The organism is Streptococcus sp. 1004_SSPC, assembly GCF_001069025.1.
Classification (GTDB): domain Bacteria; phylum Bacillota; class Bacilli; order Lactobacillales; family Streptococcaceae; genus Streptococcus; species Streptococcus vestibularis.
This window is the reverse complement of sequence record NZ_JWGQ01000124.1, coordinates 1-26545: the sequence shown is the minus strand read 5'-3', so window position 1 is coordinate 26545 and position 26545 is coordinate 1. Positions and strand designations below refer to the sequence as shown.

22 protein-coding genes and 1 riboswitch are annotated in these 26545 nt (G+C 41.6%); of the genes, 20 read left to right on the top strand and 2 right to left on the bottom strand.

The window, feature by feature from the left end; genetic code table 11:
* The 3 genes from ADF62_RS08890 to ADF62_RS08880 all read left to right on the top strand — a co-directional run.
* The coding region (locus ADF62_RS08890) for a mucin-binding protein (RefSeq protein ID WP_048788621.1) at positions 1-1388 on the top strand (1388 nt) is incomplete at its 5' end.
* Positions 1389-2034: 646 nt separating this feature from the next.
* The gene (locus ADF62_RS08885) at positions 2035-3771 is read left to right on the top strand and encodes an ABC transporter ATP-binding protein (RefSeq protein ID WP_003097685.1); all 1737 of its coding nucleotides are present in this window, start codon (positions 2035-2037) and stop codon (positions 3769-3771) included.
* Between the two features lie 12 nt (positions 3772-3783).
* Entirely contained in the window at positions 3784-5571 is a 1788-nt protein-coding gene (locus ADF62_RS08880) for an ABC transporter ATP-binding protein (protein WP_003097683.1), read from the top strand.
* A 99-nt stretch (positions 5572-5670) separates the two neighbouring features.
* Here ADF62_RS08880 and queA read toward each other — a convergent pair whose 3' ends face one another.
* A complete protein-coding gene (gene queA / locus ADF62_RS08875) occupies positions 5671-6714 on the bottom strand; it encodes a tRNA preQ1(34) S-adenosylmethionine ribosyltransferase-isomerase QueA (protein ID WP_003097680.1) in 1044 nt (347 codons plus the stop codon).
* Positions 6715-6864: 150 nt separating this feature from the next.
* On the opposite strand from queA, the gene ADF62_RS08870 reads away from it, so the two are divergent.
* The 8 genes from ADF62_RS08870 to ADF62_RS08835 all read left to right on the top strand — a co-directional run bounded on the left by ADF62_RS08870 (position 6865) and on the right by ADF62_RS08835 (position 14717).
* The gene (locus ADF62_RS08870; RefSeq protein WP_048788620.1) at positions 6865-7566 is read left to right on the top strand and encodes a glucosamine-6-phosphate deaminase; all 702 of its coding nucleotides are present in this window, start codon (positions 6865-6867) and stop codon (positions 7564-7566) included.
* A 190-nt stretch (positions 7567-7756) separates the two neighbouring features.
* A complete protein-coding gene (locus ADF62_RS08865; RefSeq protein ID WP_048788619.1) occupies positions 7757-8740 on the top strand; it encodes a rhodanese-related sulfurtransferase in 984 nt (327 codons plus the stop codon).
* Between the two features lie 178 nt (positions 8741-8918).
* Entirely contained in the window at positions 8919-9116 is a 198-nt protein-coding gene (locus ADF62_RS08860; RefSeq protein ID WP_048788618.1) for a helix-turn-helix transcriptional regulator, read from the top strand.
* A 13-nt stretch (positions 9117-9129) separates the two neighbouring features.
* Positions 9130-9624: a DUF6773 family protein gene (locus ADF62_RS08855; RefSeq protein WP_048788617.1), complete on the top strand. Its 495-nt coding sequence runs from the start codon at positions 9130-9132 to the stop codon at positions 9622-9624.
* Positions 9625-9768: 144 nt separating this feature from the next.
* Positions 9769-10452, top strand: a complete 684-nt coding sequence (locus ADF62_RS08850) for a VIT1/CCC1 transporter family protein (RefSeq protein ID WP_048788616.1) — start codon at positions 9769-9771, stop codon at positions 10450-10452.
* 80 nt (positions 10453-10532) lie between these two features.
* The gene (locus ADF62_RS08845; protein WP_003094049.1) at positions 10533-11252 is read left to right on the top strand and encodes a 16S rRNA pseudouridine(516) synthase; all 720 of its coding nucleotides are present in this window, start codon (positions 10533-10535) and stop codon (positions 11250-11252) included.
* A 245-nt stretch (positions 11253-11497) separates the two neighbouring features.
* Complete coding sequence (locus tag ADF62_RS08840) at positions 11498-12643, top strand: amidohydrolase (protein WP_003093708.1); 1146 nt, start codon at positions 11498-11500, stop codon at positions 12641-12643.
* 757 nt (positions 12644-13400) lie between these two features.
* On the top strand, positions 13401-14717 hold the full coding sequence (locus tag ADF62_RS08835; RefSeq protein WP_048788615.1) for an FAD-containing oxidoreductase: 1317 nt from the start codon (positions 13401-13403) through the stop codon (positions 14715-14717).
* Between the two features lie 250 nt (positions 14718-14967).
* Here ADF62_RS08835 and ADF62_RS08830 read toward each other — a convergent pair whose 3' ends face one another.
* Positions 14968-15531 carry a nucleotidyltransferase family protein gene (locus ADF62_RS08830; protein WP_003094798.1) on the bottom strand — a complete coding sequence of 188 codons (564 nt, stop codon included), beginning with the start codon at positions 15529-15531 and terminating at the stop codon, positions 14968-14970.
* Between the two features lie 262 nt (positions 15532-15793).
* Here ADF62_RS08830 and mvk point away from each other — a divergent pair, with 262 nt between their 5' ends.
* The 9 genes from mvk to ADF62_RS08780 all read left to right on the top strand — a co-directional run bounded on the left by mvk (position 15794) and on the right by ADF62_RS08780 (position 26388).
* A complete protein-coding gene (mvk, locus tag ADF62_RS08825) occupies positions 15794-16672 on the top strand; it encodes a mevalonate kinase (RefSeq protein WP_003093452.1) in 879 nt (292 codons plus the stop codon).
* Positions 16654-17598, top strand: a complete 945-nt coding sequence (gene mvaD / locus ADF62_RS08820) for a diphosphomevalonate decarboxylase (RefSeq protein WP_003094632.1) — start codon at positions 16654-16656, stop codon at positions 17596-17598. Before mvk ends, mvaD begins: the two co-directional genes overlap by 19 nt.
* Entirely contained in the window at positions 17591-18586 is a 996-nt protein-coding gene (locus tag ADF62_RS08815; protein WP_048788614.1) for a phosphomevalonate kinase, read from the top strand. Before mvaD ends, ADF62_RS08815 begins: the two co-directional genes overlap by 8 nt.
* A 48-nt stretch (positions 18587-18634) precedes the next feature.
* Positions 18635-19642 (top strand): type 2 isopentenyl-diphosphate Delta-isomerase, encoded by a 1008-nt coding sequence (fni, locus tag ADF62_RS08810; RefSeq protein ID WP_048788613.1) that lies wholly within the window; start codon positions 18635-18637, stop codon positions 19640-19642.
* 386 nt (positions 19643-20028) lie between these two features.
* A riboswitch (M-box (ykoK) riboswitch) is annotated at positions 20029-20184 on the top strand.
* A gap of 224 nt (positions 20185-20408) precedes the next feature.
* Positions 20409-23069, top strand: a complete 2661-nt coding sequence (gene mgtA / locus ADF62_RS08800) for a magnesium-translocating P-type ATPase (protein ID WP_048788612.1) — start codon at positions 20409-20411, stop codon at positions 23067-23069.
* A 288-nt stretch (positions 23070-23357) separates the two neighbouring features.
* The gene (glmU, locus tag ADF62_RS08795; RefSeq protein WP_003097650.1) at positions 23358-24740 is read left to right on the top strand and encodes a bifunctional UDP-N-acetylglucosamine diphosphorylase/glucosamine-1-phosphate N-acetyltransferase GlmU; all 1383 of its coding nucleotides are present in this window, start codon (positions 23358-23360) and stop codon (positions 24738-24740) included.
* Positions 24741-24815: 75 nt separating this feature from the next.
* Positions 24816-25364, top strand: coding sequence for an NUDIX domain-containing protein (locus tag ADF62_RS08790; protein WP_003097648.1), 549 nt, complete (start codon positions 24816-24818; stop codon positions 25362-25364).
* A gap of 3 nt (positions 25365-25367) precedes the next feature.
* Positions 25368-25628, top strand: a complete 261-nt coding sequence (gene macP, locus ADF62_RS08785) for a cell wall synthase accessory phosphoprotein MacP (protein ID WP_003097646.1) — start codon at positions 25368-25370, stop codon at positions 25626-25628.
* A gap of 67 nt (positions 25629-25695) precedes the next feature.
* Entirely contained in the window at positions 25696-26388 is a 693-nt protein-coding gene (locus tag ADF62_RS08780) for a 5'-methylthioadenosine/adenosylhomocysteine nucleosidase (protein WP_003097645.1), read from the top strand.
* Positions 26389-26545 lie beyond the last annotated feature (157 nt).

Genomic DNA, 26545 nt, shown 5'->3' with positions numbered 1-26545 from the left:
AACGTGTTGTACCAGTAACACCAGATCAACCAAAAACACCAGGAACTCCAGTAGATCCAAACACCCCAGACGGACCTAAATACCCAGCTGGATTAGAAGAAAAAGATCTAAACAAAACAGTAACACGTACAATTACATACGTATACGCAGATGGAACACCAGTGTTAAATGAAGATGGAACACCAAAAACAGTAACACAAGAAGCTAAATTCACTCGTGAAGCTAAGGTCAACTTGGTAACAGGTGATGTTACATATGGAGATTGGACTCCAGCACAAGACTTAGCTGAAGTTAAATCGCCAGTAGTTAAAGGATTCTTAGCTGATAAAGCAAGTGTTGCAGTAGTGAATGTAACAGGTGATTCAGAAGATATTAAAGAAGTAGTAACATATAAACCATTAGGATCATGGGTACCAAACATCCCAGGACAACCAACAAGTCCAATTAAATATCCAAACGATCCAACGGATCCAACAAAACCAGGACAACCAACAGAAACATTACCATATGTACCAGGATTTACACCAGAAGATAAAGATGGAAATCCACTTAAACCGGTTGATCCAACAGATCCAACAAAAGGATATGTAGTACCAAACATTCCAACAGATCCAAGTCAAGATACAGTAATTAACTACGTAGCCAACAAAGCTAAACTAGTAGTTAAATATGTAGATGAAAATGGCAAAGACTTAATCCCTGCAGAAACAACAGAAGGAAAAGTAGGCGATGAGTACACAACAAGTGGAAAAGTGATTCCAGGATACGTACTTGTAAGAGTAGATGGAGAAGCTAAAGGTAAGATTGGAACAGATGGTTCAACAGTAACATATGTTTACACACCACTAGGATCATGGGTACCAAACATTCCAGGACAACCAACAAGTCCAATTAAATATCCAAACGATCCAACGGATCCAACAAAACCAGGAAGTGATAAACCAGTTCTTCCATACGTACCAGGTTATACACCTGTTGATGGAAACGGTCAACCACTTAAACCGGTAGATCCAAACGATCCAACTCAAGGATACGAAGTACCAAACGTACCAAACGATCCAACTAAGGACACGCCAATCAACTATGTTCCAGCACCACAACCAAACCCAACGCCGGCTCCAACTCCTAAACCAGAGCCTAAGCCGGAACCAAAACCAGAAACTCCACAACCTGTAACACCTGCAGATAATGGAGATAACAACGGAAATAATAATGAAACTCCAACAACTCCAGCTCAACCGGCAGCACCTTCGACACCTCAATATATGGATGGCCAACGTGAACTTCCAAATACAGGTACAGAAGACAATGCTAGCCTAGCAGCACTTGGACTTCTCGGAGTATTGAGTGGATTTGGTCTTGTAGCTCGTAAGAAGAAAGAAGACTAATCTTTCTAATTGATATGATTTGTTTGCAATGAACATATCTTCCTTAAAACTGATGAATCAAATGATTCATCAGTTTTTTTCACTTTATCTATAAAAGGAATATGTACACATTGAACTAAAGAAAGTATCATTTAATTGAAATAAAATGATACTTATTTATTCTTGGTAAAAAACAGATACTGTCAATAATTTTGTGTAAACACTCAAGTAGAGTTACGGAGTGTTAATCAAATAAGCTTTCAAGTGTATCAGAACATTGGCCAAATCCTCTATGGATGAGTTGACTTTGCTTGAAATTATAATCTTCAAACAGGGTAACTAAATAACCTTCCAGAACCTCCTCAGTATCCTTCCTAAAAATTGTCAAAATGTAAATCCATTAAATAAATTCAGCAATATCAGTAATTAGAATAAGTCTGCTTCAATTACTCTTAAAATAATAAGGTAACGACTCAAGTCGCTTAATAAAGAAAACCAGGGTGTAAGCCCTGCTTTTTTCTATTGCTTTTAATATTTCCATTTGTTAGAATGTAGGTGATGTGCGTGCTTGTCACGCCCTTTTCTGTACTTTTTAATGTTTCGGAAGTTGGTATCGACTTTTGAAAACGTAAGAGTATAGCTTAATGAAGAAGAAAAGGAGAAATTTATGGCTTATATTTGGTCTTATCTCAAGCGTTATCCTAAGTGGCTAGCGATGAATTTTACGGCGGCCATTTTATTTGTTATTGCCAATTTGGGGCTGCCGACGGTTCTTGCCAGAATGATTGATGAGGGAATTAACCGTGGGGATGCAGACAAGCTTTATACCTATGCTTGGGTCATGTTTGGTGTGGTCTTAACTGGTATTGTTGGTCGTGTGCTTCTGGCCTATGCGGTTGGTAAGTTGACCACTACTATGGTGCAAGTCATGCGTAATGACATTTATGCTAAGCTTCAGGAGTATTCACACCATGAGTACGAACAAATTGGGGTATCTTCTTTGGTGACTCGTATCACGTCGGATGCTTTTGTTCTCATGCAGTTTGCAGATCAAGTTCTCAAGCTGGGTGTTATCACTCCTTTGATGATGGTTTCCAGTGTCTTTTTGATTTTGACGACAAGTCCATCTTTGGCTTGGATTGTGGCAATTTCCTTGCCTTTCCTAGCCGTAGTTGTCTGGTATGTGGCGGTAAAAACGCGTCCGCTTTCTGAAAAGCAACAGACAACGCTCGACAAGATTAACCAGTATGCTCGTGAAAATCTGACTGGACTTCGTGTCATCCGTGCTTTCGCTAGAGAAGATTTTCAAGAGAAGAAGTTCGCTTCTGAAAATGCTGTCTATGCGGATAATTCAAACAAACTTTTTAAATTGACTGGTTTGACTGAGCCACTTTTTGTGCAAATCATCATAGCCATGATTGTGGCAATTGTTTGGTTTGCTCTTGAGCGGTTAGGTTCTGGGACTTTGGCAATCGGTGACTTGGTTGCCTTTATTGAGTACAGCTTCCATGCACTATTGTCTTTCCTTTTCCTAGCCAATCTCTTTACCATGTATCCTCGTACAGCGGTATCTAGTGAACGTCTGCAGGAAATTATGGACATGCCGATTTCTATCAATCCAAATGAAGATGGCGTGACAGAAACCGAGACTAAGGGATATTTGGAGTTTGACAATGTGACCTTTGCCTATCCTGGTGAAACTGAAAGTCCTGTCCTACACAACATTTCTTTCAAGGCAAAACCTGGTGAAACCATTGCCTTTATTGGGTCTACGGGTTCAGGAAAATCATCACTTGTACAGTTGATTCCACGCTTTTATGATGTAACACTTGGACGCATTCTTGTGGATGGTGTGGATGTCCGTGACTACAATCTTAAGGCGCTTCGTCGTAAGATTGGCTTTATTCCACAAAAAGCTCTGCTCTTTACTGGAACTATCGGTGAAAATATTCGTTATGGTAAGGAAAATGCCAGTCATGAAGAATTGAATCAAGCTACTGATGTGGCTCAAGCCAAGGAATTTATCGAAAGTAAGGAAGAACGCTATGATTCTCACTTGGCTGAAGGTGGTAGCAACCTTTCTGGGGGACAGAAGCAGCGTTTGTCAATTGCACGTGCGGTGGTTAAACGTCCTGATCTCTACATCTTTGATGATTCCTTCTCTGCCTTGGACTACAAGACTGATGCGACCTTGCGTCGTCGTCTAAAAGAAGTGACCCAGGATGCGACGGTCTTGATCGTGGCTCAACGTGTGGGAACTATTATGGATGCTGATCAGATTATCGTTCTTGATAAGGGTGAAATTGTTGGTCGTGGTCGTCACGAAGAGCTTATGGAAAGTAATGACATTTACCGTGAGATTGCTAATTCACAATTGAATCAAAAGAGTCTTACGGAAGACTAGAAGGAGGTCAAAATGAAGAATAATAAAAAGAAAACAACTCATTCCTCAAGTTTTGGCCGCCTTTGGTCATACTTGCAGGTTTACCGTTTCCCACTTTACCTAGCTATTTTCCTGAAAATTATTAGTGTCACCATGAGTGTCATTGAGCCGGTGGTCATTGGTTTAGCCATTACGGAACTGACTAAAAATACACTGGACATCATTAAGGGGGTAGAAGGGGCTCATATCAACGTTTCCTACGTTGGTTTAGTTTTGGTCTTTTACCTCTTGCGTGGTCTCATCTATGAGTTGGCTTCTTACTATTCCAACTATTTTATGACCAATGCTGTGCAAGCAACGGTTCAGGATATGCGAAATGAGATGACTGAGAAAATCAATCGTACTTCAGTGTCATACTTTGATAAGCAACAATTTGGAGACCTTTTGGGTCGCTTTACTAGTGACGTCGAGACAGTTTCGAATGCCTTGCAGCAGTCATTCTTGCAGGTTGTCAATGCCGTCTTTACTCTAGCCTTGGTTATTGGAACAGTGCTGTACCTTAATCTTCAGTTGGGAGCTGTGGTTGTTATCACTATTCCGATTACTTACTTTGGTGCTCGTTTCATTATGAGTAAGTCTCAACCTTACTTTAAGCAGCAGGCTGATGCCCTAGGTACTCTTAACGGTTTTGTTCAGGAAAATCTGACTGGTTTCAATGTGCTTAAACTTTTTGGGCGTGAGGATAGGTCTTTAGACGACTTTAAAGAAATTACGGAAGACCTTCAAAAGGTAGGTTTTAAGGCCAATTTCATTTCAGGACTCATGATGCCTGTCCTTAATGGTTTATCTGACTTGACCTATCTAATTGTCGCCGTCCTAGGTGGTTTGCAAGTCTTAGCTGGTCACTTGACGATTGGTAATATGCAGGCTTTTGTTCAGTACGTTTGGCAGATTAATCAACCTATTCAGAACTTGACTCAGTTGGCTGGACAATTGCAGAGTGCTAAATCTTCCTTGGACCGTATTTTCCAACTGATGGATGAACCAGACGAGGTTAATGATGCTACTGAGGTGCTTGAAGGAGAATTAACTGGCCAAGTTAGCTTTAATCATGTGGAATTCCAGTATGTGGCTGATAAACCTTTGATTCGTGACTTTAATCTTGAAGTCAATCCTGGTGAAATGGTGGCCATTGTCGGTCCTACCGGTGCTGGAAAATCAACCATTATTAATCTTCTCATGCGTTTCTATGATGTTACTGCAGGTTCTATCTCGGTTGATGGTCATGATATACGCAACTTGTCGCGTCAAGATTATCGTAAACAGTTTGGTATGGTGCTTCAGGATGCTTGGCTTTTTGAAGGAACTATCAAGGAAAATCTTCGTTTTGGTAATCTTGAAGCAACTGATGAAGAAATTGTTGAAGCCGCTAAGGCTGCCAATGTGGATCACTTTATCCGTACGCTGCCTGGTGGTTACAATATGGAAATGAACCAGGAATCAAGTAACATTTCACTGGGACAAAAGCAACTTTTGACCATTGCTCGTGCGCTTCTGGCTGACCCTAAAATCTTGATTTTGGACGAGGCAACCTCATCAGTTGATACTCGTCTGGAACTCTTGATTCAAAAAGCCATGAAGACCCTCATGCAAGGCCGAACAAGTTTTGTCATTGCTCACCGACTATCAACGATTCAAGAGGCAGACAAGATTTTGGTCCTTAAAGATGGACAAATCATTGAACAAGGGAACCATGAATCCCTCCTTGCAGATAAAGGTTTTTATTACGATTTGTATAATAGTCAATTTTCGGAGAAATAAACAAGAAAATCCATCAGTTCATCATAACTGGTGGATTTTTTCTGAATGTGACGTGCAATAAAAGAGACTTCCCCAGTAAGAGAAGTCTCAAAATAACTCTTATTTCCCCGCACGTTGTGTTACGAACATGGCATCTCCGAAACTGAAGAAGCGGTAGCGTTCTTGGACGGCGTGTTTGTAGGCATCGAGGACGAATTCACGACCAGCAAAGGCTGAAACCAACATTACCAAGGTTGACTTTGGAAGGTGGAAGTTGGTTGAAAAGGCATCTACGACTGTGAATTGATAACCTGGTTTGATAAAGATATTGGTCCATCCTGAGTCGGCTTGGAGTCGGCCATTGTATTTATTGCCGATTGTTTCCAGTGTTCGGATTGAGGTTGTTCCAACAGCAACAATGCGACCTCCAGTGGCTTTGACGCTATTAAGGGTATCGGCAGCTTCTTGGCTGAGGGTGTAAAACTCTGAGTGCATTTCATGCTCGTCGACATTATCGACAGAAACAGGTCGGAAGGTTCCCAGTCCAACGTGGAGGGTGAGGTAGACCAATTTTACGCCTTTAGCTTCAATATTTTGAAGCAATTCAGGAGTGAAATGGAGGCCAGCTGTTGGAGCAGCGGCAGAGCCATTTTCCTTGGCATAGACTGTTTGGTAACGGTCGCGGTCTTCCAATTTTTCATGGATATAAGGTGGCAATGGCATCTCACCCAAGCTTTCCAAGACCTCAAGGAAGATACCGTCGTAGCTAAATTCTACGATTCGTCCACCGTGATCTAGTTCCTCAGTGACAGTGGCAGTCAAGCGACCATCACCAAAACTGACTTTAGCACCTACTTTAAGGCGTTTCGCTGGCTTAGCCAAAACTTCCCATTGATCACCTTGGGTATTTTTCAAAAGGAGAAATTCCACGTGGCCGTGTGTATCATTTTTTTCACCGTAGAGGCGGGCAGGAAGCACGCGCGTATTGTTCATGACCAAGGCATCGCCAGGGTTAAGCTGGTCAATGATGTGGTCGAAGTGGGTATCAGTCATTTCCTTGGTTACAGGATCAATGACTAAGAGTTTAGAGGCGTCACGTTGTTCCAATGGGGTTTGGGCAATTAGTTCTTCTGGTAGTTCAAAATCAAAATCGTTTGTATTCATTTCTTTCCTCGTTTAAAAATTTTCAGCCTTTTTATTATAGCACGATATAGGGCGACCGTCATTAAAGGAGTTAAGTGAAAGCGCTTGACAAAAGGATTAAAAAAAGAGATAATAAAGAAAACGGTATATACCAATATCGAGGTGAATAGAATGAAAAAGATTTTAGTTAAAAATCAAGTTGAGGGAGGCCAAGTTGCCTTTGATCTTCTTAAAGAGAGCCTTGTAGTGGGTGCTCAAACATTGGGGTTGGCGACAGGTAGTTCACCTATCGCCCTCTACCAAGAGATGGTTGAAAGCGACTTGGATTTTTCGGAACTTTACAGCGTCAATTTGGATGAATACGTCGGACTAGCACCAGACCATGAGCAGAGCTACCATGCCTTTATGAAGGGTCAACTCTTTGACGCTAAGCCATTTAAAGAGAGTTTCATGCCTGACGGCATGGCTGAAGATTTGGAGAAGGCGGCTAAGGACTACGATGACATCTTGTTGCATCATACCATTGACCTGCAAATCCTAGGAATCGGAAGTAATGGGCATATTGGTTTTAATGAGCCAGGTACGCCTTTTGATAGTCAAACTCATGTGGTCAACTTGACGGATAGCACCATTGAAGCAAATAGCCGTTTCTTTGCCAGTCGTGATCAAGTCCCTACAAAGGCTATTTCAATGGGAATTGCTTCTATTATGGCTGCTAAGAAGATAATATTGTTTGCCTATGGTGACAAGAAGGCAGATGCCATTTTCAAGATGGTTAAGGGTCCGGTGACAGAGGAAGTGCCAGCTAGTGTCTTGCAAAATCATCCAGACGTGACTCTTATCTTGGATCAAGCAGCTGCTGCGAAATTGTAATACTATCTTGTGGAAAAACAATCCGACGAAACTCAGGTTGAGGCATTTGGCACTCAGCCTTTTTCTTCTGTGAAAATGTGCTTCCAAGCAAATCAATTGCCTAGTCCTCTTTGATAGCGCTATAATAATTAAGTTGAATTTGACTATCAAACAACAAATATAGATATTTCATAAAGAAAGAGGAAATACAATGGCAAAACCTATTCGAGTATTGCTTTATTATAAATACCTTCCCATCGAAAACGCTGAGCAATTTGCGGCTGACCACTTGGCTTTTTGTAAGTCAATCGGTCTAAAGGGACGTATCTTGGTCGCTGACGAGGGAATCAATGGAACGGTTTCTGGTGACTATGAAACCACTCAAAAATATATGGACTACGTTCATAGCCTTCCAGGAATGGAGGACCTTTGGTTCAAGATTGATGAGGAAGAAGAGCAAGCCTTTAAGAAGATGTTTGTTCGCTACAAGAAGGAAATCGTTCACCTTGGTTTAGAGGATGACAACTTTGACAGCGACATTAATCCACTTGAAACGACAGGTGCTTACTTGTCACCAAAAGAGTTTAAAGACGCTCTTTTAGATGAGGACACTGTTGTCCTCGATACACGTAACGACTATGAGTATGACCTTGGTCACTTCCGTGGAGCCATTCGTCCTGACATTCGCAACTTCCGTGAATTGCCACAATGGGTCCGCGATCATAAAGAAGAGTTCATGGATAAGCGCGTGGTTGTTTACTGTACTGGTGGTGTCCGCTGTGAGAAATTCTCAGGTTGGATGGTCCGTGAAGGCTACAAAGATGTTGGCCAATTGCACGGTGGTATCGCAACTTACGGAAAAGATCCAGAGGTTCAAGGGGAGCTTTGGGATGGTAAGATGTATGTCTTTGATGAGCGCATTGCTGTTGATATCAACCATGTAGATCCTATAGTTGTCGGTAAGGATTGGTTCGATGGCACACCTTGTGAACGCTATGTCAACTGTGGTAACCCATTCTGTAACCGCCGTATCCTTACTTCAGAGGAAAATGAAGACAAGTACCTTCGTGGTTGCTCACATGAATGCCGTGTTCACCCACGTAACCGTTATGTCTCTGAAAATGGTTTGAGCCAAGAAGACGTTGTCGAACGCCTTGCGGCTATTGGTGAGAGCTTGGATGTAACACCAGCCTAAGTTTAAATAGTGAAGAAGCTGAGAGGAATCTTGGCTTTTTATTTTGCAATTTATTTCTAAAATTATGACATATATATATTGCAAATAGAAATATATAGTGTATAATTAAGATGAAAATAGCTGGTGAACCTAATCAATTTCGACGATAATATCAGATATGATGAAAAGGAGGGGGCATGTGGCAAAGAATTTACGTTTAAAAGCAGCTAGAGCAGAGCATGATATGACCCAGGGTGACTTGGCAGAAGCTGTAGGTGCAACAAGACAAACCATAGGTTTGATTGAAGTTGGAAAGTACAATCCCAGCCTAGCCTTATGCATTGCCATTTGCAAGACATTGGACAGGACTATGGATCAACTGTTTTGGGAGGATTAGGAAGGAAGTAAAGATGATGAAATTCAAACTGGTTAATAATAAGGTTACAGATGAACGCGAGAAAGCTCTAAATAATAAAGTTGCTGCTGAATGTTTTTACATAATGATTGCAGGGACGCTTGTATGCTTAGTTTATGGCTCCCTCTTTAACAATGGTGTCATCTCTGCTGATTACTTACTTTATCCATTGTTGATAAGTAGTATTTGGTCTATTTATAGATCTGCACGACTTAGTGTTAACACTTTTGGGGGTTCTGGTATGACAGTCCTAGGTTGTTTACTAGTGACTGGGCTTATCACCCTTATGATAATGTCAGCTAACTATCGGTACAACCATGATGTCTATCATAATAATCCCTTGGATCCTAGATATCTCATGGTTTGGCCAATTACTTATACCATATATGTTCCCTTTGTCTTTTTTATGAATTGGGCTCTCGCTGCACTGGGAAGATATGAGAGAAGGCGTCTTGAAAAACAGCTAGACGATTTGGAGAATGAAGACTAAATAGTGTTAGAATCAGACCATCCTTTTGGGTCTGATTTTTTATTGGGATGACATAAAACTTTCTTTTTCAAATTTCTTATTTGTAATCATTCTAAATAACTGTTATAATATTTTTTAGAATCATTCTAAAAAAGGAGTGCACTATTGGAAGATAAGAATTTTGCAGAACGTTTAAATATTTTGAGAGCTGGCGTGTTGGGTGCCAATGATGGTATCATTTCCATTGCGGGAGTGGTTATCGGTGTGGCCAGTGCGACATCTAACATCTGGTTTATCTTGATTTCAGCCCTATCAGCGATTTTTGCTGGTGCCTTTTCGATGGCCGGTGGCGAATATGTCAGTGTCTCAACGCAAAAAGATACGGAAGAAGCTGCCATCGCTAAGGAACAAGCTCTCCTGGATCGCTCACCTGAAGCAGCTAGAGAGAGTTTGTACCAAACCTTCCTCAGTCAGGGGGATTGCGAAACAGCAGCGGAAGTTAAGGTCAATCAGGCCTTCAGTAAAAATCCTATCAAGGTCTTGGTTGAGGAAAAATATGGAGTTGATTTAGAAGAAATCACAAATCCATGGCATGCTGCCATCTCTAGTTTCTTTGCTTTTTCAGTGGGTTCTTTGCCACCAACACTAGCCATCATGCTTTTCCCAGAGCCTTATCGTATTCCTGTAACTGTGGTTGTGGTTGCATTGACCTTAATTTTGACTGGTTATATCAGTGCCAAACTTGGGAAAGCGCCCGTTAAACAAGCTATGTTACGTAACTTGACCGTAGGACTCTTGACTATGCTCGTGACCTATGTGGTTGGACAGGTCTTCCATGTGAATGTGTAATTGTTAGTAATATGAGTCTACCTTCTTAGGTAGGCTTTTTTAGACTATTAGACTATACTTATCCGTGGTACAATAAGGTTATGCGTTTAGATAAATTATTAGGACAGGCAGGCTATGGTTCTCGAAATCAGGTTAAGAAGCTCATTCGTAGTCGTCAAGTTTATGTAGATGGTATCTTGGCGGATCGAGATAATCTTAATGTGGATGCTAGTCTTCAAACTATCACGGTTTCTGGTAAGGAACTGGAGCATACGCCAGAAGTTTATTATCTCATGAATAAGCCAGCAGGGGTCGTGTCAGCTCGAAGTGACAAGGAGCACCAGACAGTTATTGATTTGATTAAGCCTGAAGATCAGCGAGACGGTCTTTATCCTGTGGGCCGATTGGATAGAAATACGGAAGGCCTGGTGCTGATTACCAACAATGGTCCTCTGGGATTTGCCATGCTTCACCCAGGCTATCATGTGGCTAAGACTTATTATGTTGAGGTTAATGATATTCTGGGGCCTGATGCACCTGCATTTTTTGAGTCAGGTGTTGTCTTTGAGGATGGTACTATTTGTAAATCAGCTCAGCTAGAAATTCTAAGTTCTGCAAGCGACAAGAGCTGTGCTAGAATTACGATTTCGGAAGGTAAGTTTCATCAAGTGAAAAAGATGTTCTTGGCTTATGGGGTCAAGGTGACCTATCTTAAGCGGATTTCTTTTGGAGCGTTTAAGCTTGATGAAGGGATAGCAGTAGGATCCTACCGAGTGTTAACGGAAGCAGAAAAAGTGATTTTGCGTACTTATCTAGGCTAGTCATTTCTTCCTACTAAAGTATGATAGGAACTTTCAATCTCCTGATAGGTCCATCCTATCACTAGGCTTAATACTGTAAGACCCATAACGACGGTCTTTTCTAGGGGTATAAGTAAAACTTATGACATTCTATAAGTTTTTTTAATTTCTCAAGCCTTGTTTCTGGTGGTATGATGGAATCAATTCGATTGAGAGTTTTAAAAAAGGATTGACAATCCAAAACTGATCAGAGAGGGAGGTTCATTATGACAGAAGCATTTTACGATCATTTAGCAAAGACGCGTCATCAGATTCACCAACATCCAGAGGTTTCTGAGGAGGAGCATGAGACGACAGTCTTTTTGAAATCTTATTTGAAAAATCTAGGTATTGAGCCTTTAAATTATCCCTTGAAGACAGGAGTTATCGCTGAGTTTGGGTCAGGTCATCCGATTATTGCTTTGCGTGCTGATATTGATGCCCTACCGATTAAGGAAAAGACAGGACTTCCTTATGCCAGCGACAACGGGGCCATGCATGCCTGTGGTCATGACTTTCACCAGACCTCACTGCTTGGAGCTGCTCAGCTTTTAAAAGAAAGAGAAGCAGAGCTTAAGGGGACCGTTCGCTTGATTTTCCAACCAGCCGAGGAAAATTTCCAAGGGGCCTATCAGGTCATTGAAGCGGGTGGTCTTGATGGTGTGTCAGCTATTATCGGTTATCACAATAATCCTCACTTGAAACCCGGTCAGATTGGACTTCGTTCTGGTGCTATTATGGCAGGCGTGGAGCAGTTTAGGGTTGATGTCAAGGGTGTTTCATCCCATGCGGCCCGTCCTGACTTAGGTGTGGATACGGTCTTGGTTATTACGACTATCATTAATAATTTACAGCAAATTGTGGCTCGGACGGTATCGCCCTTTGAATCAGCTGTATTGTCAGTCACTCATATCGAAGTTGGAAATACCTGGAATGTTCTTCCAGCAGCCGGCTTTTTCGAAGGAACGATTCGTACCTTTGAGCCTACGGTCCGTGAAGCTGTTATTGCTCGTTTTGAAAAGGTCGTTCAGGCGACAGCAGACCAGTTCGGTGCTCAAGTTGACATTACTTGGGGTAATTCGCCTTACGTGACCTACAATGACTATACTCTCACACCACTCATCTTTGAAAATTCTAAATCCTTCGCAGAAGTGATTGAAACGCTGCCATCAACAGGCGGAGAAGACTTTGCGGCCTATCAAAAGGAAATACCAGGAGTCTTTGCCTTTGTCGGCTCTAATGGTGAGGAGGATGCCCCAGACTGGCATCATGATGATTTCCTTGTAAAAGATGAAGCCTTGCCTGTAGCTGTTAATTACTATGTAGAAAACGCTCTTTTCCTACTTGATTATTTTAAGGAGCAAGACGACTGACTATTCCCTTAATTGGAATTACTAGTAATGAAGAACCTGTTACGGAAGGAAGTCCAATTATCCAGAGTTTCTCTTGGGTCATAAACAATTAGCGGATCAAGGACTCTTTGATTATTTTGTTAAGAGTTTTAAATAAGGCTTTAGGATTTTAAATTGGTGCTGCTTTTGAAAATAAAAAGGAGGACGTGCCTAAGGAGAAATATTCTTTTGATCATTTAGTTTACACTTAAGAACCCAGCCGCTTGGTTGGGCTCTTTTGTCGTATTTTAGAAGCAAGATTTCAAGATTTAAAAAGGAGGGAAGATTTTTAACTTGCTATTTTTGAGCTTTTTAGATAAGGTGAAAGCGTTATTATATCAATCCCGTTTTAAAAAAATTATATCTGATTAATAGGCTACTTTTAAAGTCTGCGAGTAAAGAAAAAAGCAATCGCTTGTCCGACCCTTGTTCTGGGAGCTAAAAAAGATCTGGTTCTATGAGTAGATGGTGTGAGAGAACTTGCCAACAACATTCCCCGTGCTTCCCATTATGAATTTGGCAAACAGGGTCACGCGGCCTTTATCGAAAGTAAGCAATTTAATAAAATTATATTAGAATTTCTGCGAGAAAAGGCTTAGGTAGTGGAATTATGGAAATCTATTAAAAACAGATGAGAAAGGGGTTACAATAAAAGCTGTAGCTTTTTTATTTTCCAGTTCAGATATGTGCAATCTGAAAAATTAAATGATAGAATGGCAGTATATAGGAGGATACAGAAATGGTAAACTATGATTTGATTGTTATCGGTTTTGGTAAAGCCGGTAAAACTTTGGCTGCTAAGATGAATGCGGCTGGTAAGAAAGTTGCTGTCATCGAGCGCAGTAAAGCTATGTATGGTGGTACTTGCATTAATATTGCGTGTATTCCAACCAAGACTATGATTGTAGCGGCAGAGAAGGGCTGGTCATTTGACGATACCATGAAAGAACGTGGTGCAGTGACTGGTCGTCTTAATGCTAAGAATTATAAAATGTTGGCAGACAATGGCGTTGATGTCATTGATGCAGAAGCACATTTCGTGTCAAATAAGGTTATCGAAGTGGTGGCTGGTGATGACCGTCAAGAGCTTACAGCTGAGACTATTGTCATCAATACAGGTGCTGTGTCTAATGTCTTGCCTATTCCTGGCTTGACAACAACTAAGCATGTCTACGATTCAACTGGTATTCAGACCCTTGAAGCCTTACCAAAACGTTTGGGTGTCTTAGGTGGTGGTAATATTGGTCTTGAATTTGCTGGCCTTTATAACCGTTTGGGAAGTCAAGTGACTGTTTTAGATGCAGCGACTAGCTTCTTGCCACGTGTGGAGCCATCTATTGCTAAGTTGGCCAAGGAATACATGGAAGAGGACGGCATTGTCTTTGAGCAAGGTGTTAAAACTTCTGAACTTAAGAATGATGGCGATGAAGTTGTCGTTGTTACTGACAAAGGGGAGTTTCGTTTTGATGCACTCCTTTATGCGACAGGACGCAAGCCTAATATTGAACCCCTTCACTTGGAAAATACCGATATTGCCTTGACTGAGCGCGGTGGTATCCAAGTCAATAAACATTTGGAAACAAGTGTTCCTGGTGTCTATGCAGTGGGTGATGTTAATGGTGGTCTTCAATTTACCTACATCTCACTAGACGATTTCCGTATTGTCTTTAATTACCTAACTGGTGATGGCAGCTATAATCTTGAAACACGTGGAGTTGTTCCAACAGCTATGTTCCTCAACCCACCTTTGGCTCAAGTTGGTCTTACTGAAGACCAAGCCAAGGAACAAGGCTTGCCAGTAGCAGTTAAAGAAATGCCAGTGGCAGGTATGCCTCGTGGTCATGTGAACGGTGATTTGCGTGGAGCCTTCAAAGCTGTGGTAAATCCTGAAACTAAGGAAATTTTGGGAGTGACCCTCTTTGGTCAAGAATCTCATGAAATTATCAATCTAATTACCCTTGCTATGAACCATCATATTCCGTACACAGATTTGGCTAAGCAAATCTTCACTCATCCAACTATGGCTGAGAACCTAAACGATTTGTTTGCGATATAAGATAAAAAGAGCCGAGAGGCTCTTTTTTTATGTAGAAGAAAAATTTTTAAGACTTTCCTTAGGTGAGTACGGTCGTCAGCGACCTTCTTCGAAGTTCCATGACTAATTTTTGAGCCCCTTCACTTTTTAATTTCTAGGCTCAGGCTAAAACAGTTTCCCGAACTGTTTTACTCTCAAAAATTCCGAGTTTCAGAAACTTTTCTCACAGCGGAAAGTATTGTAAAAAGTAAATCTCAAATCATAGTTTAATCTATTTGATAAATTCTATAGAAATGTTTGGCCAGAATGTGTTCCAATTTTTCTTTTTTACTCTCTCGTTATAGACCGTTTGTCGGTCCTTGTCTGAAAAGTAATGCGGTGTGGGAGAGACTCTGAAGTTAACTAAATCGTCTATTCCAAAGGGAATAAAAACCTCTAGTTCCTGATTGTCATTTAGTCTAGCAGCTATGGCAGTACATTTTTCGGGAAATTTTGAAACAGCATCTGTAGAGCTGACATACTTTTCAGTATTAGGGCTATGTTTATTCATATAATACTGATTTTTTATTTCCCAATTGTATTCAGGATATTTTCTCTTTATTTGATTTTCTATTTCAACAGTTTGCTCATATGATATGTTTTTATCAAAGAAAATGACATCGATATCTGAGAAATTGATATTTGAAGATGTATTTCCGGTGCTTAAGTAGTCCCAAATATAATTGCGTAAAGTTCCAGCACAAAGCCAACAGTCATTAAGTTGGAAAGAGTGGATAATCTTTAATAGTGCCATTAGTTCGGAGTTCTGTTTAATTAGTTTTTCGACATCAATCATTTTTTAACCTCATTGGCATTGTACTAGTTTAAGATAGAAATATCAATTTAGGACCATATCTCTAATGCAAAGCGACACTCTAGGTTAGATGTCGCTTTTTTTGCGCTTTGATGATAAGATAGAAGTGACATAGGAAAATTCCTTAGATTGGTGCTCTTAATCTACTCAGGGAGGTTGATAGACCTTGAGTTACCACTAGAAACTGTATGAAAAACTTAGAAAGATACTCGTATGCCAATTGGTCTGTGGGTGTGTATAACTTATGACTAAGAAAGTAGGAGTGGGCAAGGCCCACAGTAAGATTATTTTGATGGGGGAGCACTCGGTCGTTTATGGTCATCCTGCCCTTGCTCTACCTCTTAAGGATATTGAGGTTGTCTGTCAGATTCAGGCGGCTGATACTCCTTTGACGCTCAAGGCTCAGGATCCCTTGACGACAGCGATTTTTTCAGCGCTTAATTATCTGGAAATCAAGAATCAGCCTATCAGCTATGATATTTCGTCTAGCGTCCCTGAAAAGCGTGGCATGGGGTCATCTGCTGCAGTGGCCATTGCGGCTATTCGTGCGGTTTTTGATTATTTCGACCAGGAGCTTAGCCAGGAGACCTTGGAAATGCTGGTCCATCAGGCAGAGACTATTGCCCATAGTAAACCTAGTGGCTTAGATGCTAAGACCTGTTTGAGTGACCAAGCCATCAGCTTTACGCGAAACATTGGTTTCAAGGAAATCGAGGTCAATTTAGGTGCCTATCTGGTCATTGCTGATACGGGCATCCATGGAAACACCCGTGAGGCTGTGGAGAAGGTTGAGGCTATCGGGCTAGATGCCTTATCAGACCTGAACCGACTGGGCGAATTAAGTCAGCAGGCAGAACTAGCCCTCAAAGCCAAGGATCAAAAGCTTCTTGGTCAGCTCATGTCTCAAGCCCATAATCATCTTAAATCTTTAGGTGTATCTTGTGACTTGTCGGACCTTCTAGTAGCAACTGCTCTGGATCACGGTGCACAGGGAGCAAAGATGTCAGGCGGAGGACTGGGTGGTTGCATTATTGCCCTAACAAGTACCAAAGATCAAGCCCAAACGATTGCTAAAAAACTTCAAGAAAAAGGAGCCGTAAACACGTGGATAGAAAGCCTGTAAGCGTCAAATCGTACGCAAATATTGCTATTGTCAAATACTGGGGTAAGGCAGATGCGGAGCGTATGATTCCTTCAACCAGCAGTATCTCACTGACTTTGGAGAATATGTATACGGAAACCAAGTTGTCTTTTCTGCCTGAGGATGCGACTGGTGATGTCATGTATATCGATGATGAGCTCCAAGGGGAAAAAGAAACAACCAAGGCCAGCAAGGTCTTAGATCTCTTCCGTACCAATCCAAACCAACATGTCAAGATTGAAACTTGTAACAACATGCCAACAGCTGCAGGTTTATCATCAAGTTCCTCAGGTCTTTCTGCCCTAGTTAAGGCGGCTAACGAACTCTTCCAAGTAGGAAAAACGCAGTCTGAATTAGCTCAAATTGCCAAGTTTGCCTCAGGCTCGTCATCACGGTCTTTCTTTGGTCCATTGTCAGCTTGGGACAAGGATAGTGGTGAGGTTTATCAAGTTGAAACAGACCTCAAATTGGCCATGATTATGCTGGTTTTGACAGATCAAAAGAAACCTGTATCAAGCCGTGATGGTATGAAATTGTGTACCGAAACATCGACCTCCTTCCCAGAGTGGATTAAACAGTCTGAGCAGGATTACAAGGATATGTTGGCCTATCTCAAAGCAAATGATTTCCAAGCGGTGGGTGAGCTCACTGAAGCCAATGCCCTTCGTATGCACCAAACCACAAGTACGGCTAACCCTCCATTTTCATATCTAACGGAAGCCTCTTACCGGGCAATGGACAAGGTTAAGGCCCTCCGAGCCTCTGGTGAGCAATGTTACTTCACTATGGATGCAGGACCAAATGTTAAGGTGCTCTGTCTGGAAGAAGACCTGGACCGTCTGTCAGACCACTTCCGTAAGGACTATCAGGTCATCGTTTCACGCACCAAGGAGTTGCCAGATGCTTAAGCAGTCGGTCAGTCGAGCCAGGGTAAAAACAGGTGGGAAACTCTACATTGCTGGAGAATATTCTGTCTTAACACCTGGACAGACATCCCTAATTCAATTTATTCCTATTTTTATGTCAGCAGAGATCAAGAAAGCCCAAACTACCCAGTTGACCTCAGACATGTTTGACTACAGTGTGGACCGTGAGCCAGACGTAAATTACGCCCTCATTCAAGAGGCCTTGAATACTTTTGAGGCCTATTGTGGTGAGAAGTTGCCCGCTCTGGACCTTTCAATCACTGGAAAGTTGGAACGAGATGGGGTTAAATTTGGTATTGGCTCATCTGGTTCAGTTGTGGTATTGACCTTTAAGGCCTTGGCAGCAGCGCTTCAGAAAGACTTATCCAAAGACAGTCTCTTTAAGCTAGCTAGTTACACCCTCCTCAAACAGGGAGACAACGGTTCTATGGGGGATCTGGCTTGTATCGTATACGAGGACCTGGTTTCCTATCGCTCTTTTGACCGTGCAAAAATAGCAGAGCTTATAGACCAAATGACTCTATCAGAGCTTTTGGAGAAAGACTGGGGATATTGTATCATACCTGTAGTGCCAGCCCTCAAAGCTCATTTTTTGGTGGGGTGGACCAAGCAAGCTGCTATCTCAAAAGACATGGTTAAGATGGCCAAATCTCGTATATCAAGCAAGTATCTAAGTGAAACAGAAATTGCCGTCCAAGATGCCATCAAGGCACTGGAAACAGGAAATAAAAATTTGCTTAAGAACAGCCTTCAAACTGTCAGTGACCAGCTAGAATCATTGAGTCCAAATATTTATGTGGACAAGCTGAAAAAACTCAAAGAAGCTGAACAAGGGCTTGATGTTATCGCTAAATCCTCTGGAGCTGGAGGTGGTGACTGTGGTATCGCCTTTGCTTTTGACCAAGCTAGCCGAGATGCTCTAGTTGAGCGTTGGCAGCAGGCAGGGATAGAGCTCTTGTATGAGGTATAGGAATCAGCTTAGTAGATATTATCACGCAAGAAAGTAAAGAAATAACCTATGACAAATCGTAAAGACGATCACATCCGTTATGCCCTCAAGTACCAGTCGCCCTATAATAGTTTTGACGATATGGAACTTATCCACAAGTCTCTACCAACTTATGATTTAGACCAGATTGACTTGTCCACACATTTTGCAGGACGAGATTGGAAATTTCCTTTTTATATCAATGCCATGACAGGTGGTTCTGCCAAAGGTGGCGCTGTCAATCGAAAACTAGCTGAGGTAGCCAGCCGAACAGGTATTCTCATGGTGACGGGTTCCTACAGTGCTGCTCTAAAGGGAGAAGCACCAGAATCCTTTGACTATCGTCAAGAGTTTCCAGACTTAGACCTAGCGACTAATATTGGTGTGGATAAGTCTGTGGATCTGGGGATTAAGACGGTGGAAGCTATGAATCCAGTTTTTTTACAGCTCCATGTCAATCTTATGCAGGAGCTTCTCATGCCTGAGGGAGAGCGTATTTTCCACACTTGGAAGGAAAATGTAGCGACTTATGCACAGAAAATAGAGGTTCCTCTTGTGCTTAAGGAAGTTGGCTTTGGTATGGATGAGAAAACCATTCGCTACGCCATGTCTCAGGGCATTAAGACTGTGGATATCTCAGGTCGTGGTGGAACTAGCTTTGCCTATATTGAAAATAGTCGAGGCGGCAACCGAGATTACCTCAATGACTGGGGACAAAGCACCGTTCAGACCCTCTTGCAATCCCAAGACCTTCGTGAAGATGTGGAAATCCTAGCCTCTGGTGGCGTGCGAAATCCACTCGATATGGTCAAATGTCTGGTCCTAGGAGCAAAAGGTGTAGGTCTATCGCGAACAGTCCTTGAATTGGTGGAACGTTATTCTGTGGATAAAGTTGTGGCTATTATCAATGGCTGGAAGGATGACCTTCGTCTCATCATGTGTGCCCTTGATTGTCGGACTATTGATGAGCTCAAATCTGTAGATTACATCTTACATGGCAAGTTACAAGGGACTTATGTCAAACAAGAGAAGTCATAAAGGTGATATCACTTTAACCCTGGTAAAGGATAAGTAACCCTAATCTTGTTTAGACTTGATTTAAACGAGCATTTAACGAGACTTTCCGCTGTGAGAACAGTTCTTGAAACACTAGTGGTTCAAGAACTCGGAATTTTTGAGAGTAAAACAGTTTGGGGAACTGTTTTAGCCTGAGCCTAGAAATTAAAAAGTGAAGGGGCTCAAAATTAGTCATGGAGCTTCGAAGAAGATCGCTGACGTCCGCACTCACTTCAGGAAAGTCTAAAAAAATCCATTTTACAAAAGAATATCTTACAAAAAAGAGCGGAAGCTCTTTTTTTATTACCCACTCAAGCAAAAAGTAACTTTTCCCCTTGACAAGTTACTGCCTTAGGAGTATTATTTTCAGTGAAATACGGTAGGTGAGGCTACCACAAGGATACGGATGACTACCGCAAAGCAGTGGAGACACTACTCGTTGGTCAACAGTCCTGATCGCCAAGGTCAAGACTAAGCTCATTTCATCGCCTTGCGGAGCTAAAGCTTGAACGGTCCATTTTTTGACAGAATCTATTAAAAAATCAACCTCGAGTTTATAGAGTCTCACCTGTATATGGGTAGGACTCTTTTCTTTTGTCTGAGGTCCACCCACTATGTAAAAAAATGAAAGGAGAAACCTATGAGACTAATCGACGATCACCCCGAACCGCACCTAACCAGTCAATCGCTGATTAGTGTCTTAGGGACTCCATAAGTGATTGGCTCCTGATTAAATAAGGAGATTCCAATGTCAACAAATAAAGAAAGACTTATTGCTGCTCTTCAAGAGCCACTTGAAACAACCCTTACTCGCTACAAGACTCATTTGGATGGCTTGAAGGAAGACCAAGTAGAAGAAAACCGTGCCCTTTATGGGGAAAATGTCATAACCAAAGGACAAGAGGATTCTATCATCAAAAAGATTTATGAATCTATCATCAATCCCTTTACTGTTATTCTCTTAGTCATTGCTCTGGTTTCCTTTATCACCAATGTCTGGCTTGCTAAACCGGGTGAAGAAGACCCAACGACTTCTATCATCATTGTCACTCTAGTTTTGATATCTGGTGGTATCCGTTTTATTCAAGAACTTCGTAGCGACAAGGCTGCCAGTAATTTGTCTCGCATGATTGTCAATACAGCAACAGTACTTCGAGATGGCAGTGAGCAAGAAATCCCAATTGATGAAATTGTGGTTGGAGATGTGGTCAAACTAAGTGCGGGAGATATGATTCCGGCTGATGTGGTCTTACTAGATTCTCGTGATTTCTTTGTTCAACAGTCTGGCTTGACAGGTGAAAGCGATGCTGTGGAAAAAGCTTGTCTGGCTAAAGCAGATGGTCAAAATCTAGAGAGCCTGCTTGAAAGTGAGAGCCTTGCTTTCATGGGAACTAATGTTATCTCTGGTCGTGCAACAGCCTTGGTTTTAGTTGTTGGTGATGAGACCATGATGGGAGCAATTGAGCAGACCATCAATACTTATGACGAACAAACTTCATTTGAACGTGAGATGAATTCCATTTCTTGGCTCTTGATTCGACTCATGTTGGTTATGGTTCCTGTTGTTTTTGTGATTAACGGTTTAACAGATGGGGACTGGCTTGAAGCCGGCGTCTTTGCCCTTAGTGTGGGAGTCGGTTTGACCCCAGAAATGTTGCCGATGATTATCACAGCCAGTCTTGCCAAGGGTTCTATCATTATGGCCAAGGAAAAGGTGGTCATCAAAAAGCTTAATGCTATTCAAGACCTAGGGGCTATCGACATCCTTTGTACGGATAAGACAGGAACCCTGACTCAGGATGAAATCGTTCTTGAGTACCCTCTTGATATCCATGGTGACCTTGACCTATCAGTACTTCGGAGAGCCTATCTTAATTCTTATTTCCAAACTGGCTTAAAAAATCTTATGGACCGTGCCATTATTAGCCGAACTGAAAGAGAAGCTAAGAAACATGACATCGTTCGTGACCTTGACCAGACCTTCCACAAGATTGATGAGCTACCTTTTGATTTTGAACGTCGTCGCATGAGTGTCATTGTTCAAGACACTGATGGATTGGTTAGCATGGTGACAAAAGGTGCCCTTGAAGAAATGCTCTCTGTTTCTAACTATGTGGAATACAAGGGAGACATTATCCCATTGACTGACGATGTTCGTGAGGAAGTCCTTACGGAAGTTGCACAGTTGAATGAACAAGGTTTGCGTGTTCTCGGTGTTAGCTACAAATCACAGCTTAATGAAAATGACGTCTTTAGTGTCGAAGATGAAAGTGATATGATTTTGACGGGATATCTTGCCTTCCTTGACCCACCAAAACCATCAGCAGCACCTGCTATCAAGGCTTTGGCGGAATATGGTGTGACCACAAAAATTTTGACTGGAGACAATGATAAGGTGACACAGGCTGTCTGTGAAAAAGTTGGTCTAGATGTGACGCACATTCTACTTGGAAGTGATCTTGATACCATGTCAGATCAAGATTTGGCTAAGGCTGTGGAAACGACAACAGTCTTTGCTAAGTTATCCCCAGACCAAAAGGCACGAATTATCCTAAGCCTTAAGGAAAATGGGCATAAGGTAGGCTATATGGGTGATGGTATCAACGATGCCCCATCCATGAAGGTGTCAGATGTGGGGATTTCTGTGGATACAGCTGTTGATATCGCCAAAGAAACTGCAGATGTTATCTTGCTTGATAAGGATTTAATGGTCTTGGAAAAAGGTTTGGTTGAAGGACGGAAGGTCTATGCTAATATGACCAAATATATCAAGATGACCGTTTCTTCAAATTTCGGGAATATCTTTTCTCTCCTCTTTGCCAGCATTTTCTTACCATTCCTACCAATGGCACCTGTGCATTTGATTGTCCTAAATCTTGTCTATGATATCTCTTGTATCGCCCTTCCATTTGACAATGTGGACAAGGAATTTCTTAAAGAGCCACATATCTGGGAAGCCAAATCAATCATGCGTTTCATGGCTTGGATAGGACCTATTTCGTCCGTATTTGATATTTTGACATATATCTTGCTCTATTTCATCATTGTGCCAATGATTTTGGGGCATGGCTATGTTCATGGTTCACCAGAAGCAGCAGCCTTTATCATTATTTTCCAAACAGGTTGGTTTATCGAATCTATGTGGTCTCAAACCATGGTTATCCACATGTTACGTTCACCAAAACTACCATTTATTCAAAGTCACCCAGCACTATCAGTTGTTGTGACAACCTTATTTGCTGCTTTCTTTGTGACTGCTCTTCCATACAGTCCATTGGCTGGTCTCTTAAAACTCAGCCATCTAAACGGTCTCTATTTCATTCTCTTGTTTATCATCATTACTTTGTATATGCTTAGTGTTACCTTTGTGAAGCATATCTATATTAAGAAATACAAAGAATGGTTATAGGATAACTATACTTAGAAAAAGAGCGGAAGCTCTTTTTTTCAATACCGTCCACTCTGCCAAAACTTTCTTATTTATGGTATAATAGGGCGATTATAGATAATCAGACGCCGTTAAAAACGGTTATTCTGAAAGATATATTTTCTCATAAATGAGAAATTGTGCTTTTTCAAGCTCTCCTTTCTTGAGTTGGCCATCCCAGTGGGAGGATAAGGTCCTGAGATTTGGGGATCAAGGTTAAGACCGTCACGAAAGAAATCATTACAAAAAATATTAAGAAGGAAAAAGAAAATGAGTAATTACGCTATTATCCTTGCTGCGGGTAAAGGAACTCGCATGAAATCAGATCTTCCAAAAGTATTGCACAAGGTTTCAGGCATTACTATGCTTGAGCATGTTTTCCGTGCAGTTTCAGCTATTGAACCAGCTAAAAATGTTACTGTTATTGGTCACAAGGCTGAGCTTGTTCGTGAGGTTTTGGATGGTCAATCTGTCTTCACTATGCAAACAGAGCAGTTGGGGACAGGTCACGCAGTAATGATGGCTGAAGAAGAGTTGGCTGGACTTGAAGGACGAACGCTTGTTATCGCTGGGGATACACCTTTGATTACCGGTGAAAGCCTTAAAAACCTTATTGATTTCCACGTTAATCACAAAAATATTGCCACTATCTTGACTGCAACTGCCGACAATCCATTTGGATATGGCCGTATCATCCGTAATGAAAATGGTGAAGTCACTAAGATTGTTGAGCAAAAAGATGCAAATGAGTTTGAACAACAGGTTAAAGAAATTAATACAGGGACTTATGTCTTTGACAATAAACGTCTCTTCGAAGCGCTTAAAAATATTAATACTAACAATGCTCAAGGGGAATACTATTTGACGGACGTCATCTCTATTTTCCGTGAAAATGGTGAAAAGGTAGGTGCCTTTACCCTCCGTGACTTTGAAGAAAGTCTTGGAGTTAACGACCGTGTTGCCCTAGCTACAGCAGAAGATATTATGCGTCGTCGTATTAACAAGACTCACATGATTAATGGTGTTACTTTCCAAAATCCAAATGCGACATACATTGATGTAGATGTGGAAATTGCACCGGACGTTGTGGTTGAAGCTAATGTTACTCTTAAAGGACAGACTAAAGTCGGAGCAGAGTCAGTGTTGACCAACGGCACTTATATTGTTGATTCAACTATCGGTGCCAATACCGTCATCACTAACTCAATGATTGAGCATTCAGTAGTTGAAAAAGGTGCTACCGTTGGTCCATTTGCCCATATTCGTCCGGATTCAATGCTCAAAGAAGGCGTTCATATCGGTAACTTCGTCGAGGTTAAGGGTTCTACTATCGGTGAAAATACTAAGGCTGGTCACTTGACCTACATTGGTAATGCGGAAGTTGGTTCTGATGTTAACTTTGGTGCAGGGACGATCACTGTAAACTATGATGGTCAACATAAATTCAAGACTCAAATTGCTAACAACGTCTTTATCGGAAGCAATTCAACCTTGATTGCACCGCTTGAAATCGGGGACAATGCACTTACAGCAGCTGGTTCAACCATTACGGATAATGTTCCAGCTGACAGCGTAGCTATTGGACGCGGCCGTCAGGTCAATAAAGAAGGCTACGCTATTAAGAAACCTCACCACCCAAGCCAACAAAAGTAGGCTTAAGCCTATCTAAGTCTTGCTTCTATTGAAGAGATGAATTAGATTGGGCTCATAGATTAAAGGAGTCAAGTCATGGAGTTTGAAGAAAAAACACTCAAACGTGAGTCAAAATTTAAGGGACATATTTTTGAAGTTGCAGTGGATGAAGTTCTCTTGCCAGACGGTAAGACAGCTGGCCGTGAACTGATTTTCCACAAGGGAGCAGTGGCCGTTTTAGCTGTTACCCCTGAAGGGAAAATTATTATCGTCAAGCAATACCGTAAGGCTATTGAGGCCGTTTCCTACGAGATTCCTGCGGGTAAACTGGAAGTCGGTGAGGCTGGCGATGAGATGGCTGCAGCAGCGCGTGAACTTGAAGAGGAGACTCAGTATAGGGGCGAACTTAAATTGATTCATGAGTTTTACACAGCCATTGGTTTCTGTAATGAAAAAATTAGGCTCTATGTTGCTACAAATCTCCAGCCTGTTGAAAATCCACGTCCACTTGACGAAGATGAGTTTCTTGAAATTTATGAGTTGACTTATGAGGAGTGTATGGAACTCGTAGCTTCAGGTGCTATTCAGGATGCTAAAACCATCATTGCTCTCCAGTACTATGCACTTCATTTTGGAGGAAAATAAGTTATGAGTAAGCCACTTTTGACTGACGAAGTCATTGAGCAGGCCAAGCGTGGGGAAATTGACTTAGAGGATTATCCTTATTATCAGGACTACGAGGAAGAGTTCTATGCAGAGGACTATGAGGCTAATTATCAGCCTTCTGCATACAAGAGCCGCCGGATTGAGAATGCTAAACGTAATCAATTTCAGCACAAGCTTAATCGCATCCTCTTTTGGATTGTCGTCCTCTTGATTATTCTCATTGTTGCTGTCTTTTATTTCTAAAAAGTCTGTGAGTTGGATGGATGTATTTGCTGAACTCTGATAAGATTACAAGTAAAAAAGGAACTATATGAAAATCGGAATTATCGCTGCCATGGAGCAGGAATTAGTGCTTCTAGTGGAGCAATTGGAAAATAAAGTTGAAGAAATTGTTTTAGGCAACACCTACTATACAGGACGATTGGGTAAACATGATGTTGTTTTGGTGCAATCAGGTGTAGGAAAGGTCATGTCAGCCATGTCTGTGGCTGTTCTAGCAGACCACTTTGAGGTTGATGCCCTAATTAACACTGGCTCTGCAGGAGCAGTAGCACCTGGACTTAAGATTGGAGACGTGGTTGTGGCATCAAGATTAGCCTACCACGATGTTGATTTGACAGCATTTGGCTATGACTATGGGCAAATGTCTATGCAACCACTCTACTTTGAAAGTGACTCTACCTTTGTAGAGACTTTTGAAAAGGTTTTAGCTCAAGCCTCTATCGACTCTAAAATTGGTCTTATTGCGACAGGAGATAGCTTTATTGCGGGTCAGGATAAGATTGATGCTATTAAAGGGCATTTTCCAGAAGTCTTAGCCGTGGAAATGGAAGGAGCAGCCATTGCTCAAGCTGCACACAGTGTCAAGAAACCTTTCATCGTTATCCGTGCTATGAGTGATACAGCAGCCCATGACGCTAATATTACCTTTGACGAATTCATTATTCAGGCGGGTAAACAATCAGCTGCTATCCTAGTGGAGTTTCTCAAAGAACTTGCTTAAGTAGTATAAATGAGTCTTAAGGCTCACCTTCTTAATAAGGTTAAAATCTACTGTCATTCTTAAGAGAATGACAGTTTTTTGTGTCACGAAAACCACTAGCTATGCTAGTGGTTCCGAAAAGCTTTTAGCGATGTATCAAAAAAGTCCCCCTAAAGTG

Bases quoted from the DNA above. Each gene is read 5' to 3' on its own strand.
- ADF62_RS08885 (WP_003097685.1), top strand. From the start codon at position 2,035: ATGGCTTATATTTGGTCTTATCTCAAGCGTTATCCTAAGTGGCTAGCG.
- ADF62_RS08880 (WP_003097683.1), top strand. From the start codon at position 3,784: ATGAAGAATAATAAAAAGAAAACAACTCATTCCTCAAGTTTTGGCCGC.
- queA (WP_003097680.1), bottom strand. From the start codon at position 6,714: ATGAATACAAACGATTTTGATTTTGAACTACCAGAAGAACTAATTGCC.
- ADF62_RS08870 (WP_048788620.1), top strand. From the start codon at position 6,865: ATGAAAAAGATTTTAGTTAAAAATCAAGTTGAGGGAGGCCAAGTTGCC.
- ADF62_RS08865 (WP_048788619.1), top strand. From the start codon at position 7,757: ATGGCAAAACCTATTCGAGTATTGCTTTATTATAAATACCTTCCCATC.
- ADF62_RS08855 (WP_048788617.1), top strand. From the start codon at position 9,130: ATGATGAAATTCAAACTGGTTAATAATAAGGTTACAGATGAACGCGAG.
- ADF62_RS08845 (WP_003094049.1), top strand. From the start codon at position 10,533: ATGCGTTTAGATAAATTATTAGGACAGGCAGGCTATGGTTCTCGAAAT.
- ADF62_RS08840 (WP_003093708.1), top strand. From the start codon at position 11,498: ATGACAGAAGCATTTTACGATCATTTAGCAAAGACGCGTCATCAGATT.
- ADF62_RS08835 (WP_048788615.1), top strand. From the start codon at position 13,401: ATGGTAAACTATGATTTGATTGTTATCGGTTTTGGTAAAGCCGGTAAA.
- ADF62_RS08830 (WP_003094798.1), bottom strand. From the start codon at position 15,531: ATGATTGATGTCGAAAAACTAATTAAACAGAACTCCGAACTAATGGCA.
- mvk (WP_003093452.1), top strand. From the start codon at position 15,794: ATGACTAAGAAAGTAGGAGTGGGCAAGGCCCACAGTAAGATTATTTTG.
- ADF62_RS08815 (WP_048788614.1), top strand. From the start codon at position 17,591: ATGCTTAAGCAGTCGGTCAGTCGAGCCAGGGTAAAAACAGGTGGGAAA.
- fni (WP_048788613.1), top strand. From the start codon at position 18,635: ATGACAAATCGTAAAGACGATCACATCCGTTATGCCCTCAAGTACCAG.
- mgtA (WP_048788612.1), top strand. From the start codon at position 20,409: ATGTCAACAAATAAAGAAAGACTTATTGCTGCTCTTCAAGAGCCACTT.
- glmU (WP_003097650.1), top strand. From the start codon at position 23,358: ATGAGTAATTACGCTATTATCCTTGCTGCGGGTAAAGGAACTCGCATG.
- ADF62_RS08790 (WP_003097648.1), top strand. From the start codon at position 24,816: ATGGAGTTTGAAGAAAAAACACTCAAACGTGAGTCAAAATTTAAGGGA.
- macP (WP_003097646.1), top strand. From the start codon at position 25,368: ATGAGTAAGCCACTTTTGACTGACGAAGTCATTGAGCAGGCCAAGCGT.
- ADF62_RS08780 (WP_003097645.1), top strand. From the start codon at position 25,696: ATGAAAATCGGAATTATCGCTGCCATGGAGCAGGAATTAGTGCTTCTA.